8 protein-coding genes, 1 tRNA gene and 3 rRNA genes are annotated in these 14,167 nt (G+C 62.8%); 9 read left to right on the forward strand and 3 right to left on the reverse strand.

The features are described from left to right. Nucleotides 1-2: 2 nt before the first annotated feature. The 3 genes from HSR6_RS00895 (at nucleotide 3) to pheT (ending at nucleotide 4,944) form a co-directional block, all read left to right on the forward strand. Nucleotides 3-1,523 carry a tryptophan--tRNA ligase gene (locus HSR6_RS00895; RefSeq protein WP_071932557.1) on the forward strand — a complete coding sequence of 507 codons (1,521 nt, stop codon included), beginning with the start codon at nucleotides 3-5 and terminating at the stop codon, nucleotides 1,521-1,523. A 197-nt stretch (nucleotides 1,524-1,720) separates the two neighbouring features. After that, complete coding sequence (gene pheS, locus HSR6_RS00900; protein WP_071932558.1) at nucleotides 1,721-3,229, forward strand: phenylalanine--tRNA ligase subunit alpha; 1,509 nt, start codon at nucleotides 1,721-1,723, stop codon at nucleotides 3,227-3,229. Further along, the gene (gene pheT / locus HSR6_RS00905; protein WP_071932559.1) at nucleotides 3,229-4,944 is read left to right on the forward strand and encodes a phenylalanine--tRNA ligase subunit beta; all 1,716 of its coding nucleotides are present in this window, start codon (nucleotides 3,229-3,231) and stop codon (nucleotides 4,942-4,944) included. Before pheS ends, pheT begins: the two co-directional genes overlap by 1 nt. Here the strand turns inward: pheT and HSR6_RS00910 are convergent, their stop codons facing one another. Together HSR6_RS00910 and HSR6_RS00915 are read right to left on the reverse strand one after the other, a co-directional pair. Then, on the reverse strand, nucleotides 4,945-5,994 hold the full coding sequence (locus HSR6_RS00910) for a quinone-dependent dihydroorotate dehydrogenase (protein ID WP_071932560.1): 1,050 nt from the start codon (nucleotides 5,992-5,994) through the stop codon (nucleotides 4,945-4,947). Nucleotides 5,995-5,997: 3 nt separating this feature from the next. Then, complete coding sequence (locus HSR6_RS00915; RefSeq protein ID WP_070364170.1) at nucleotides 5,998-6,195, reverse strand: AbrB/MazE/SpoVT family DNA-binding domain-containing protein; 198 nt, start codon at nucleotides 6,193-6,195, stop codon at nucleotides 5,998-6,000. A gap of 199 nt (nucleotides 6,196-6,394) precedes the next feature. On the opposite strand from HSR6_RS00915, the gene HSR6_RS00920 reads away from it, so the two are divergent. Then, nucleotides 6,395-6,709, forward strand: coding sequence for a non-histone chromosomal MC1 family protein (locus tag HSR6_RS00920; protein ID WP_070364171.1), 315 nt, complete (start codon nucleotides 6,395-6,397; stop codon nucleotides 6,707-6,709). Nucleotides 6,710-6,909: 200 nt separating this feature from the next. Here the strand turns inward: HSR6_RS00920 and HSR6_RS10840 are convergent, their stop codons facing one another. Beyond that, nucleotides 6,910-7,260, reverse strand: coding sequence for a hypothetical protein (locus tag HSR6_RS10840; protein ID WP_148661789.1), 351 nt, complete (start codon nucleotides 7,258-7,260; stop codon nucleotides 6,910-6,912). A 215-nt stretch (nucleotides 7,261-7,475) separates the two neighbouring features. Here HSR6_RS10840 and HSR6_RS00925 point away from each other — a divergent pair. The 5 genes from HSR6_RS00925 (at nucleotide 7,476) to HSR6_RS00945 (ending at nucleotide 14,151) form a co-directional block, all read left to right on the forward strand. Beyond that, nucleotides 7,476-8,947: ribosomal RNA gene (locus HSR6_RS00925) — 16S ribosomal RNA — on the forward strand. 142 nt (nucleotides 8,948-9,089) lie between these two features. Continuing rightward, nucleotides 9,090-9,161, forward strand: a tRNA-Ala gene (locus HSR6_RS00930). Between the two features lie 464 nt (nucleotides 9,162-9,625). After that, nucleotides 9,626-12,551, forward strand: a 23S ribosomal RNA gene (locus HSR6_RS00935). A 127-nt stretch (nucleotides 12,552-12,678) separates the two neighbouring features. Beyond that, nucleotides 12,679-12,797: ribosomal RNA gene (rrf, locus tag HSR6_RS00940) — 5S ribosomal RNA — on the forward strand. The 16S, 23S and 5S rRNA genes sit together here with 1 tRNA gene alongside, the layout of an rRNA operon. Nucleotides 12,798-13,176: 379 nt before the next feature. Then, the gene (locus HSR6_RS00945) at nucleotides 13,177-14,151 is read left to right on the forward strand and encodes a TAXI family TRAP transporter solute-binding subunit (RefSeq protein WP_070364172.1); all 975 of its coding nucleotides are present in this window, start codon (nucleotides 13,177-13,179) and stop codon (nucleotides 14,149-14,151) included. The last annotated feature ends 16 nt before the right edge of the window (nucleotides 14,152-14,167 follow it).

The raw sequence follows: 14,167 nt of genomic DNA on the forward strand, positions 1-14,167 counted from the left end.
CCATGACAGAGGATACAACTTCGGAGGACGCTGCCGCCGGCGCGGACTCGGTCGCGCTCGACCCGTGGGGCTCCTCCACGATCGCGGACTACCGTGCGCTGTTCGAGGAGTTCGGCATCGAGGCCTTCGAGGAGCTTCTGCCGTCGGTGCCGACCCCCCACTATCTGATGCGGCGGGCGATCATCTTCGGGCACCGGGACTACGATCGGGTGATCGAGGCCATGCGCGAGGACGAGCCCTTCGCCGCACTCTCGGGGTTCATGCCGACTGGCGACCCCCACATCGGCCACAAACTCGTCTTCGACGAACTCATCTGGCACCAACAGCAGGGCGGGGACACCTACGCCCTCATCGCCGATCTGGAGGCCCACAGCGCCCGTGGGCTCTCCTGGGACGAGATCGACGAGCACGCCGAGGACTACCTGCTCTCGCTTCTGGCCTTCGGCTTCGACCCCGAGGCGGGGACCCTCTATCGCCAGTCCGAACACCGCGAGGTTCAGGATCTTTCCTTCGAACTGGGGATCGAGGCCAACTTCTCCGAACTGGGGGCGATCTACGGTTTCGACGGCGAGACCGACGTCTCACACATGCAGAGTGTCGTCACCCAGATGGCGGACATCCTCTATCCGCAACTGGAGTCCCCGAAGCCCACCGTTATCCCGGTCGGCCCGGATCAGGACCCACACATCCGCCTGGCCCGCGATCTGGCGACCCGGATGCGGTACTTCGGCGTGACGACCGCGTATGCCAGCTTCGAGGCCGACCCGGCGGAACTGGCCCACGTCGAAGCCGCCTACGAGGCGCTGGCGGACGAGCAGGTCCGGTGTGGTGACGCCGCGGACTGGCTGGAAACCCACGGCGAGGCCGACCAGCCGGGGCTGGCGGGGGCGATCGAGAAGCTCCAGGCGGCCGGGCAGGAGCCGCTCCGGCCCCGGGTGCGCTTCCTCGACCGGAACGCGACCGAGACCGCCTTCGAGGCGCTCATCGAGGCCATCGACGGCGAGAAGCGGGTGTACGACGAGCACGTCGATGCCTTCGATCTGGATCACGAGGCGGCCGAGCGCCTGGCCCGCGAAATCGAGGTCGAGAACGGCGGCTACGGCTTCATCCGCCCCTCCTCGATCTACCACCGCTTTATGACCGGGCTCACCGGTGGGAAGATGTCCTCCTCGATCCCGGCCAGTCACATCAGCCTCCTCGACGACCCCGAGGAGGGCGCGGATAAGGTTCGAGCCGGAACGACCGGCGGCCGGGAGACCGCGGCGGAACAGCGCGAGTTGGGCGGCCGGCCCGACGAGTGTCCGATCTACGAGCTGTACGCCTACCTTCTGGCCGGGGACGACGATTCCTATGCCGAGCGGGTCTATGAGGAGTGTACGGCCGGCGACCGTCTCTGTGGGGCCTGCAAGGCCGAAGCGGCCGAGGAGATGGAGACGTTTTTGGCCGACCACCAGGAGCGCCGCGAACAGATGCGCCCGGTGCTGGAGGACCTGGAGATCGAGGTCCGACCTGACCGGATCTGACCGGCCCGCTGTGTGCGGTCGGTCCGACCGAGGCTGTGCTTCGCAACGTTTTTAGCTCTGCTCGTGACACTCACGCCCATGCTCGCCGAATCCACGAGCGGGGCACAGCACGCCGGTGACCAGTCGATCTGCCCGGGATTCGGTTTCTTTTTCGGGGCCTGAGGACTGTCCGTCGACCTCTTGAGACTTTCCAGACGATGAAACTCCCACCAATCCAGGTCGCGGTGCTCGAAGCGGCGAGCGCCGACGAACCGACCGACATCGACGATCTCGCCGCACAGCTCGAGGAAAAACCAGAAACCGTCACGGGCGCGGCCTTCGCCCTGGAAGAGGCGGGGTTGCTCTCGGTGACCGACCGGACCGAGACCCAGGTCTCGCTCACCGAGGAGGGGGCGACCTACGCCACGGACGGCCTGCCCGAAGTTCGGCTCTACGAGGCCGCCATCGAGGCCGGGGCCGCGGACGAACCCGTTCCGATGGGTGAAGTGCTCGGCGCGGCCGCCCTCGACGGCCCGGCGGTCGACATCGCGCTCTCGAACTTCGCCCGGAAGGGGTATGGCAGCATCGACTCGGGGCAACTCTCCGCGACGCCCGAGGCCGATCCGGCCGACGACGAGGAGGCCCAGGCGCTGAAGCGACTGGCTGCAGGCGAGTCACTCGCCGAGGAGTCCCTGCGTGATCGCCTGGCGTCCCGGAACCTGATCGAGGTCACCGAACGCACCCGGCGGGCAGTGACGCTGACCGAGGCGGGCGTGACCGAACTCATGGCGGGCGTCGAGGCCACCGAGCGGGTCGACCGACTCACGCCGGCCCACTTGCAATCCGGGGAGTGGGAGGCGGTGACCTTCGCCGAGTACAACGTGGAGGCCGCCGCGGAGACACCCACGCCGGGCAAACGGCACGTGCTCCGGCAGACCGCAAAGCGCGTGAAGGAGGTGCTCGTGGGAATGGGCTTCCAGGAGATGGCCGGGCCACACGTCGACGCGGACTTCTGGATCAACGACTGTCTGTTCATGCCCCAGGACCACCCGGCCCGGACCCACTGGGACCGCTTTGCCCTGGAGAACCCGCGACGGATCGACGAGTTGCCCGAGGACCTGCTGGAGCGAGTCGAGCGCGCCCATCGCGAGGGCGTCGGCGAGGACGGCGAAGGGTATCACTCGCCGTGGAGCCGGGACTTCGCAGCCGAATTGGCGCTCCGAGGACACACCACCTCGCTCTCGGCTCGCTACCTCTCGGGCGAACAGGTCGGGGAGTTAGAACCGCCCCAGCGGTACTTCAGCGTCGAGAAGGCCTACCGGAACGACACCCTCGATGCGACCCACCTCCTGGAGTTCTTCCAGATCGAGGGCTGGGTGATGGCCGAGGACCTCACGGTTCGTGATCTGATGGGCACGTTCCGGGAGTTCTACAGCCAGTTCGGCATCACCGACCTGCAGTTCAAGCCCACCTACAACCCGTATACGGAGCCGAGTTTCGAGTTGTTCGGGCGGCACCCGGAGACCGACGAACTCATCGAGATCGGCAACAGCGGGATCTTCCGCCCGGAGATGCTCGAACCGCTGGGTGTCGAGGCCGACGTGATGGCCTGGGGGCTGGCACTCGAACGGTTGCTCATGCTCATAACCGGCTTCGAGGACATCCGTGACGTCCACGGGACACTCGTCGATCTCGACTTCCTTCGCGGCGTGGAGGTGGAGTACTGATGCCGGTCGTCGACGTCGATCCCGACGAACTTCGGGACCTGACCGGCCGCACCGAGAAGACCGACGACGAACTCAAAGACGACCTGTTCGGCCTCGGGATCGAGTACGAGGGCGAGACCGAGGACGGCAAACTCCGCCTGGAGTTCGAGGCCGACCGGCTGGATCGGCTCTCGATCACCGGGATCGCCCGGTCGCTTCGCTACCAGTACGGGGACCTGAGCGGGATCTACGTGCCGGACACGAACGACCCCGAGTGGACGATCGAGGTGGCCGAGAGCGTGCCCGACGAGCGCCCCTACGTCACGGGAGCGATCGTCCGCGGCCTGGACCTGGACGAGACCGACCTGGAGGCGATCATCCAGCTCCAGGAGAAGCTCCACGCCACGATGGGTCGCAAGCGCGCCAAGGGCGCGATCGGCGTCCACGATCTGACGATGCTGAAGGGCGCGCCCGCCGACGGCGGAGCGGGGAAGTCCATCCGCTATCAGGGTGTCGAACCCGCGGGGGACCGCTTCGTGCCTCTCGATAGCGACGCCGAGATGACCCCGGCACAGGTCCTGACCGACCACTCGACGGGGCGGGAGTACGCCGACCTGGTGAGCGACTACGAGCGCTACCCGGCGATCTACGACGACATCGGGCTGTTCAGCTTCCCGCCGGTTATCAACGGTCGGCGCACGGAGGTCTCGACCCAGTCCCGTGATCTGTTCATCGAGATGACCGGGACCGACCAGTGGACCATCGACAAGATGCTCGCCATCATGGTCTACGCCCTCGATGCCCGGGGTGGGCAGGTCGAGTCGGTGACGGTGGACTATCCGGACCGAAGCGTGGTCCGGCCGGACCTCTCGCTCTCCCAGAAGACACTCGCCCACGAGACAGTCGAGGACACGCTCGGTCTCTCGCTCTCCCCCGAGGAACTGCATGACTTGATCGACCGCTCCGGGCTGGAGATCGCCGCGGAACGGACCGAGGACGGAACACGGGCGTACGAGGTCTCGATCCCGCCTTACCGGGTCGACGTGCTCCACCCGGTGGACCTGATCGACGACGTGGGCCGGGCGTATGGCTTCAACAACCTCGTCCCGCGGTACCCCGACGTGAGTACCGTCGGGGGGCGAACCGAGGCTTCGCGTCACGAGGAAGCCGTGCGAGACCTGCTGGTCGGGCTCGGGTTCGAGGATCTGCTGAACTTCAACCTCACGAGCGACGGGGAGCTCTTCGACCGGATGGGCCTCGACCGGGAGGCAGACGCCTTCGGGGCCGGTGAGCCGCCGCGGCTCATCGAGTCCTACAGCGAGGACTTCACCCACCTGCGGACCTGGGCGCTTCCCTCGCTCATGCAGGTGCTGGAGAACAACACCCATCGCGCCTACCCACAGCACCTCTCGGAGATCGGCTTCGTCGCGCAGGTCGATTCCTCGACGGTCACGAACGTGGCCGAGGGACGCTCGGTCGCGGCCGTGCTGGCCGGTCCTGAAGCGACCTACGAGGACGCGAAGGGCCGCCTCCAGGTGCTCGCGGATCACTTCGGCGTGGACCTGACGACGCCGGCGACGGACCACCCGAGCTTCATCGACGGGCGGGTGGCCGAAATTCGCCTCGACGGGGATTCGGTGGGTGTTATCGGCGAACTCCACCCGGCGGTGCTCGTCGAGCACGACCTGGAGGTCCCGGTGGCTGGCTTCGAGTTCGAACTCGGAGCGCTTCGATAACTAGTCGAGGTCCGCGCCAACCGCGTCCTGGATACTGTCGAACCCGTCCGCTTCGAGTCGGTCGAGGAGACCACGGTTGATGTCGCGGGCGACGGTCGGTCCCTGGTAGATGAAGCCGGTGTAGAGTTGCACGAGGTCAGCGCCGGCCCGGATCTTCTCGTAGGCATCTTCGGCGTCGAAGATGCCCCCGACACCCACGACGGGGAGGTTCGTGCGTTCGGCGACGAACCGGATCGTGGCCGTCGCGCGATCCCTGATGGGTGCGCCCGAGAGTCCGCCCTCTTCTGCGGCGTTCGGGCTGGTGAGGCTGTCCGGTCGTTTGATCGTCGTGTTCGTCGCCACGATCCCGTCGAGGCCGACCGATTCGGCCAGGTCGATGACCTCCGCGATCGCTTCCTCGTGGAGGTCCGGCGAGAGCTTGACCAACAGTGGGTGTGCGCCCGCATCCACGAGCGTCGAGAGGATGTGTTCGAGTGGCTCGCGGTCCTGCAGATCGCGCAGCCCAGGCGTGTTGGGGCTGGAGACGTTCACGACGAAGAAGTCGGCGTGGGGCCCGAGTTTTTCGTAGACGGTCAGATAGTCCTCGGCGGCCGATTCGAGGGGTGTCTCCTTGTTCTTGCCCAGGTTGGCTCCGATCGGGACGGCCGGATGCTGGCCCGCGAGTCGGGCGGCGATCGCGTCCGCGCCCGCGTTGTTGAATCCCATTCGGTTGATGATCGCCTTGTCCGCGGGGAGCCGGAAGAGCCGCGGCTGTGGGTTGCCCGCCTGTCCCTCGGGGGTGACCGCACCGATCTCTATGTGTCCGAAGCCGAGTGCGCCCAGGGTCTCCGGAATACGGGCGTTCTTGTCGAAGCCGGCGGCGACCCCGACGGGATTCGGGAAGTCGAGGCCGAAGGCGGTGGTTTCCAGGCGCGGGTCCTCGACGATCAGGTGGCTCCCGAGCGCGTCGAGGATGGGCCCGTGCTGTGCTGCCCGGAGTGCGGTCACCACGGTCTCGTGGGCGGTTTCGGGTGGGAGCGTGAAAAGCAGGTTGCGGGCGAGTCGGTACATGCCCTAGAAGTCGTGTTCCACGTCTTCGGGGTCGGCTTTCTGAATGATGATCTTGTCCTCGCGCACCCGGACGAAGACCTCGTCGCCGATCTCGAGGCCGGCGACGGCCAGTTCGTCCTCGTGGAGGTTCACGTGTGCGTTGTGGTAGTCCCCATCCTCTCCCTTCGCTCCAGACGGGCTGAGCGTCTTCTTTCGAACCATCTCGATGTCTTATCCGGACCTTCGCCGCACCGTCTACTTAAGTTCTTCCGAGTGGCGCCGGGGGACCCCGTCGCGGGCGGGCACTCCAGCTGAAATCGCGTTCGCGGGGTGAAAACGTGCCGACAGCCCCCGGATTCGGGCCGAAATCGCCGGTATATTTATACCACACTCTTGTGTTGGGTTCGCATGGGACACAACAATGGTACGAGAGGACGGCAAGCGGAACTTCGCCCTTCGAGAGAGTGACGGATCGGAACCGAGTGTTTTCAGCGGCAACACGCCGCGGCAGGCAGCCAAGAAGGCCGCCAGGCGACTCTCCGACGTGGGTGACTCCGAGGAGTCGGCCCCGCGGGTGGAGATCCGCCTCCGGGAGAAGGGCACGGACAAGGTCCACATCTACGAGGCCTGGGCGTGGGAGGAGACATCGCCCGAGGACTCGCCGGACTGGATGCCCCAGCAGATCACCAAGGGTAACGTCTCGAAGAAAGGCATCGAACACCTCGAAGAGGTCTGAGAACTCGAAACGCATACCCGCCCGTCGTTCGAAAGACACCTGCGCGGACACACACGGCCCGACCAGGCGTACGAACGCGGGATGACCGGCCGTCCTCCAGCCGCGCGACATTCATCCCACGAGCAACCGCTCGAATGAGCGTCGGCTCCCTGCTGATTTCTCTGCGAACTCCGGGCTTGTGCAGTTCTGAACGGCCCCGTTCAGCCCGCTCGCTGGCCGGTTCGATGCACCCGGAAGAGGGTGTCGATCCCGCCGCCGTCCTGCCATGAAACACCCTCCCGAACCGCCTTCGGTTCGACGGGCTTTTCTGTACCCCGGGCTTCGGATGTGATGTGAAGATGAGGTGGCCCAGGTGACTGGCGCCACTGATGTACGATGCCGACATCGAGCCGGGTTCGGTCCGGTTCGATGCCCTTATGTACTACCCGGCGATTCGGGTATAATGCGTTCGGCGGATGGCAGGAGTGCCAGTCCGCCACCCGATCGCCGCCGGTCCAAGCCATTCTGGTGACGGATCTACGTTCGGCATCGGCTTCGATGGTTTCGACCATCGTTGTCGGACCCCTTCGATGGGCTTAAGGCCTGTCGTCGACAACATACGGGTCCGAAGGAAATGAGGATTCCACCCCTGCGGTCCGCCGTACAGATGGGATCTGATGTTAGCCTTGATGGTTTGGTGATATCCGGTCGGCCACGTTCGTCGTGGCCTACCGATACCCGCCAACCAGAGTGACTCTCTCTGGCCGCCGGGGTTTTCCCCGGCAACATTCCGGTTGATCCTGCCGGAGGCCATTGCTATCGGAGTCCGATTTAGCCATGCTAGTTGCACGGGTTTAGACCCGTGGCGAAAAGCTCAGTAACACGTGGCCAAGCTACCCTGTGGACCGGAATAACCTCGGGAAACTGAGGATAATTCCGGGTAACGCTCCCTCACTGGAATGTGGGGAGCTGGAAACGTTACGGCGCCACAGGATGCGGCTGCGGCCGATTAGGTTGACGGTGGGGTAACGGCCCACCGTGCCCATAATCGGTACGGGTTGTGAGAGCAAGAGCCCGGAGACGGAATCTGAGACAAGATTCCGGGCCCTACGGGGCGCAGCAGGCGCGAAACCTTTACACTGCACGACAGTGCGATAGGGGGACTCCGAGTGCGAGGGCATAGAGCCCTCGCTTTTCTGTACCGTAAGGTGGTACAGGAAGAAGGGCTGGGCAAGACCGGTGCCAGCCGCCGCGGTAATACCGGCAGCCCAAGTGATGGCCGATATTATTGGGCCTAAAGCGTCCGTAGCTGGCCGGACAAGTCCGTTGGGAAATCCGCACGCTTAACGTGCGGGCGTCCAGCGGAAACTGTCCGGCTTGGGACCGGAAGACCCGAGGGGTACGTCCGGGGTAGGAGTGAAATCCTGTAATCTCGGACGGACCACCTGTGGCGAAAGCGCCTCGGGAAGACGGATCCGACAGTGAGGGACGAAAGCCAGGGTCTCGAACCGGATTAGATACCCGGGTAGTCCTGGCCGTAAACGATGTCCGCTAGGTGTGACGCAGGCTACGAGCCTGCGTTGTGCCGTAGGGAAGCCGTGAAGCGGACCGCCTGGGAAGTACGTCTGCAAGGATGAAACTTAAAGGAATTGGCGGGGGAGCACTACAACCGGAGGAGCCTGCGGTTTAATTGGACTCAACGCCGGACATCTCACCAGCACCGACAGCAGTAATGACGGTCAGGTTGATGACCTTACCCGAGCTGCTGAGAGGAGGTGCATGGCCGCCGTCAGCTCGTACCGTGAGGCGTCCTGTTAAGTCAGGCAACGAGCGAGACCCGCACCCTTAGTTGCCAGCAGCATCCACGTGATGGCTGGGTACACTAGGGGGACTGCCGCTGCTAAAGCGGAGGAAGGAACGGGCAACGGTAGGTCAGTATGCCCCGAATGTGCTGGGCAACACGCGGGCTACAATGGCCGAGACAGTGGGATGCAACCCCGAGAGGGGGCGCTAATCTCCGAAACTCGGTCGTAGTTCGGATTGAGGGCTGAAACTCGCCCTCATGAAGCTGGATTCGGTAGTAGTCGCGTGTCAGAAGCGCGCGGCGAATACGTCCCTGCTCCTTGCACACACCGCCCGTCAAAGCACCCGAGTGGGGTTCGGATGAGGCCACTATTCGGTGGTCGAATCTGGGCTCCGCAAGGGGGCTTAAGTCGTAACAAGGTAGCCGTAGGGGAATCTGCGGCTGGATCACCTCCAACGAACGGGACCTGGCATCCGCCAGGCCCACCACAGAGTCGGACCTGACATCCGTCAGGTCCATTCCGGGCCACGCGATCGTGCCCGACCGGACACCAACAAACCATCAAGGCTAACACCACACCGCTCCCGAGAGGGAGGCGGGCCCATAGCTCAGTGGGAGAGCGCCGCCTTTGCAAGGCGGAGGCCCTGGGTTCGAATCCCAGTGGGTCCATCCCGGGTTCGGACGTCGAATCGTGTCCCTTAAGTGGGGCACGACGAAACGGACGACCCCGAACGACTGATGCACCACCCCGCAAAAGCGTGGGTGGGAAGGGTCGAGCTCGCCACCCGACACGGAAGTTCATCAGTGTGAACTTCCCACCACGGGGGCGTGCAATGACGACCGTGTGTACGTGCAATCCAGGCGCTCACTGGACTCGTCCGTTTTGAACGGACGAGCGGTATCATCGGATTGCTTGTCCGGTTCGCCGAACGAGCATTCCAACATTGGATCACAGTTTCCGTTTCGACGGTTTTGTGATCCCATCGATTACGACCCGTTCCAACGGGGGCGTAATCAACATTGGACGGCAGTTCCGTTTCGACGGAACTGTGGTCCGCCATCGATTACGACCCGTTTGACGGGAACGTAATCATCATTGGGTCACGGTTCCGTTTCGACGGAACTGTGGTCCAGCCATTTGGCTGCTACGCCATCTGGTGAATGGCTCGGCTCGGATGCCGACGAAGGACGTGCCAAGCTGCGATAAGCCTGAGGGAGCCGCACGGAGGCTAAGAACTCAGGATCTCCGAATGGGAATCCCCACCGCAATTGCCACGCGCAATGGGGAACGTCCGGAATTGAAACATCTTAGTACGGACAGGAAGAGAAATCGTAACGAGACGCCGTTAGTAACCGCGAGTGAAGGCGGCATAGCCCAAACCGAAGCCCTTCGGGGCAATGTGGTGTGTGGGCTGGCTCTCATCGCCTGAACGTCTGTGTGAAGTCTCCTGAAATGGAGCGCGAGACAGGGTGAAAGCCCCGTATCACAGTCCTTTACGGCGTGCGCCAGTACCGGAGTAGCGGGGGTTGGAATTCCCTCGTGAACGAGGCAGGCATCGACTGCCAAGGCTAAGTACTCTCCGAGACCGATAGCGAACAAGTAGCGCGAGCGAACGCTGAAAAGTACCCTCCAACGGGGGGTGAAATAGGGCCTGAAATCAGATGGTTATAGAGCGACTGGGCACAAAAGGCCTCGTCGGGAACGAGCTGGACGAGAGTCCACAGTAGGACCAACGAGGAGCCGGTGTCGAGTCGTGCGTTTTGAAAAACGAGCCAGGGAGTGTACCTGTTTGGCGAGTCTAACTGGAGTATCCAGGAAGGCATAGGGAAACCGACATGGCCGCAGATCGGGTTACCGATCCAGGGCCGCCGTCTTCAAGGGCGGGGAGTCAAACGGGTACGACCCGAAACCGGACGATCTACGCGCAAACAAGGTGAAGCATGGCGAAAGCTATGTGGAGGCCTGTTAGGGTTGGTGTCTTACAATACCCTCCCGTGATTTGCGTGTAGGGGTGAAAGGCCCATCGAGTCCGGCAACAGCTGGTTCCAACCGAAACATGTCGAAGCATGACCTCTGCCGAGGTAGTTCGTGGGGTAGAGCGACCGATTGCGGAGACCGCCTCCGAGAGGAGTCGGCTCCGCTGTCAAACTCCAAACCTACGGACGCTGTCGACGCAGGGAGTCCGGTCTGCGGGGTAAGCCTGTGGACCGTGAGGGAGACAACCCAGAGCTGGGTTAAGGTCCCCAAGTGCAGGCTAAGTGTAAGATCAAAGGTGGTCCCGAGCCACAGACAGCCGGGAGGTGAGCTTAGAAGCAGCTACCCTCCAAGGAAAGCGTAACAGCTCACCGGCCGAGGTTCGGGGCGCCCAAAATGATCGGGGCTCAAGTCTGCCACCGAGACCTAGCCACGGAGTTCACACTCCGATTGCGTAGGTTGGCACTCTGTTCGGGCGGAAGTACGGGCGAGAGCTCGCATGGACCGAATAGAGAAGAAGATCCTGGTCGTAGTAGCAGCGAAAGTCGGGTGAGAATCTCGACGGCCGAAAGGGAAAGGGTTCCTCGGCACTGTTCGTCAGCCGAGGGTTAGCCGGTCCTCAGTGTTATCGCAACTCGAATAACACGAGCGGTAAACGGGTTAATATTCCCGTGCCATCATACAGTGAAAGTCGACGCCTTGGGGTCGGTCGAGCTGGGCTCTGCCCAGTCGAACCATCAAAGCCCGTGGAAGCCGTAATGGCACGAAGCGGGTGAACGGTGGGATAGGGAAACTCGGCCTTACCTAGGGCCCGTGAAAAGACGAGTATGATGTCCGTACCGAGCACCGACACAGGTGCCCTGGCTGAGAAGGCCAAGGCCTGTCGGGAACAACCGACGTTAGGGAATTCGGCAATTTAGCCCCGTAAGTTCGCGATAAGGGGTGCCTGCCCAGCAATTGGGCAGGTCGCAGAGACCAGGAGGCTCCGACTGTCTAGTAACAACATAGGTGACCGCAAATCCGCAAGGACTCGTACGGTCACTGAATCCTGCCCAGTGCGGGTATCTGAACACCTAGTACAATAGGACGAAGGACCCGTTAACGGCGGGGGTAACTATGACCCTCTTAAGGTAGCGTAGTACCTTGCCGCTTCAGTAGCGGCTTGCATGAATGGATCAACGAGAGCCTCGCTGTCCCAACGTTGGGCCCGGTGAAACGTACGTTCCAGTGCGGAGTCTGGAGTCCCCCAGGGGGAAGCGAAGACCCTATAGAGCTTTACTGCAGGCTGTCGCTGGGACACGGTCGCTGATGTGCAGCATAGGTAGGAGCCGTCACACAGGTACCTGCGCTAGCAGGCCACCGAGGCAGCAGTGAAATACTACCCGTCAGTGACTGTGACCCTCACTCCGGGAGGAGGACACCGGTAGCCGGGCAGTTTGACTGGGGCGGTACACGCTCGAAAAGATATCGAGCGTGCCCAAAGGATACCTCATTCGGGTCGGAGACCCGGAAAAGAGTGCAAGAGCATAAGGTATCCTGACAGTGTCCGGCATAACGACGGACGCTGACGCGAAAGCGTGGTCTAGCGAACCAATGAGCCTGCTTGATGCGGGCCATTGATGACAGAAAAGCTACCTTAGGGATAACAGAGTCGTCACTCGCAAGAGCACATATCGACCGAGTGGCTTGCTACCTCGATGTCGGTTCCCTCCATCCTGCCCGTGCAGAAGCGGGCAAGGGTGAGGTTGTTCGCCTATTAAAGGAGGTCGTGAGCTGGGTTTAGACCGTCGTGAGACAGGTCGGCTGCTATCTACTGGGGGTGCTATGGTGTCTGACGGGAACGTCCGTATAGTACGAGAGGAACTATGGACGGAGGCCACTGGTGTACCGGTTGTCCAACAGGGCAATGCCGGGCAGCTACGCCTCGCGGGGTAAGGGCTGAACGCATCTAAGCCCGAAACCCACCCGGAAAAGAGACACCGCTGAGACCACTCGTAGAAGACGAGTTCGATAGACTCGGGGTGTACGCACCGAGGCAACGAGGTGTTTAGCCCGCGAGTACTAACAGGTCGAAGCCACCATTCATTCCGCCATCCGTTTCGACGGACGAGTTCAGGCGCAAACTGGATTGCACGTATTACACGGTCGAGGACCACCGATACTGGTGTCCCGGATCACATCCGGGCGCGGTTCGATTCCGCGGATCGGCGTTAAGGCGGCCATAGCGGCGGGGAAACACCCGTACCCATCCCGAACACGGAAGTTAAGCCCGCCTGCGTTCCGGCGAGTACTGGAGTGCGCGAGCCTCTGGGAAAACTGCCTCGCATTAGCGAGGGGCCAAGTGCAGGCCGAGGGGTGCAATCGGAAGTACACGCAGGGTCCGTCCCGGTGGAACCCGAGACCATCCTGTCGACGCCTGTAACTGGTGGTTCGCCGCCACCATTCATTTCCTTTCATTCATCACGTTCGTGAGCGACGGCCACGTCGCTCCGAACAATACAACACCGACGAGCGACAGCCATCCCCACGACCAGCCGTCTGGGGCGCTGTCATGTGATTTTGTGCCACACAGGGACGTGTATGGCGAATGCATATCCGCCAGGCGGTAGTCACGTCCGTTTTACCGAGGACTAGCGTCAGGCTGGCAAATTTCGCAACGACAGCATGAACAGATAAGAATATATGCGAGGCAGTATTGTCTGTTATCGTATGACACGCAACACGAGTCGACGACGATTCATTCAGGCTGCCGGTGGCGCGTCCCTGGTAGCGCTCGCTGGCTGTGCCGGAAACGGCGAGAACGGGGAGGGGACCACCACTGAAGAGGAGGAAACCACGCGTTTCTCCTGGCACGCAGGTGGCACCAGCGGGACCTACTACCCGCTCTCGAACGAGTTCAAGACGGTTGTCGAGGACAACACTGATTACTCGCTCAACGTCCAGTCCACGGGCGCGAGCGTGGAGAACGTCGGCAGTCTCCAGAGTGGTGACGCCGACTTCGCGCTGATCCAGAACGACATCGCCTACTTCGCCAAGAACGGGACCGGGATCGACGCCTTCGACGGCAGTCCGGTCGAGAACCTCAAGGGGGTCGCGACACTGTACCCCGAAACGATCACGGTCGTCACGCTCGCGGAGTCCGGCATCTCGACGCTGTCGGATCTCGAAGGCAAGACGATCAACACGGGGGACCTCGGGTCCGGAACACAGGTCAACGCCCTGCAGATCCTCGAGGCAGTGGGCATCGAGGACTTCGACGAGCAGAACGCCTCCTTCGGGCAGGCGGCCGACCAGCTGCGTGACGGTGATGTGGACGCCGCCTTCGTCGTCGGTGGGTGGCCGGTCGGGGCCATCGAGGACCTCGCGAACACGAACGACATCGAGATCGTCCCCATCGCCGGCGACAATCGCGCGGCGGTCAAGGACGCGGCCTCCTGGTTTGCCGATGACACCATCCCTGGTGGCACCTATTCGGGCGTCGAGTCGGACGTCGAAACCGTCGCCGTCCAGGCGATGATCGCGACCCGATCCGGCCTCGACGCGGACGCCGTCGAGACGGTGACCGCGGCTATCTTCGACAACGTCGACGCCCTCTCCACGAAGACCGACTTCATCTCCAAGGAGAGCGCCCAGGACGGCATGTCCATCGAGCTGCACGAGGGCGCAGCGGCGTACTTCGGGTAACGCCCTCGAACCACCG

Source organism: Halodesulfurarchaeum formicicum (genome assembly GCF_001886955.1).
GTDB classification, from domain to species: Archaea; Halobacteriota; Halobacteria; order Halobacteriales; family Halobacteriaceae; genus Halodesulfurarchaeum; species Halodesulfurarchaeum formicicum.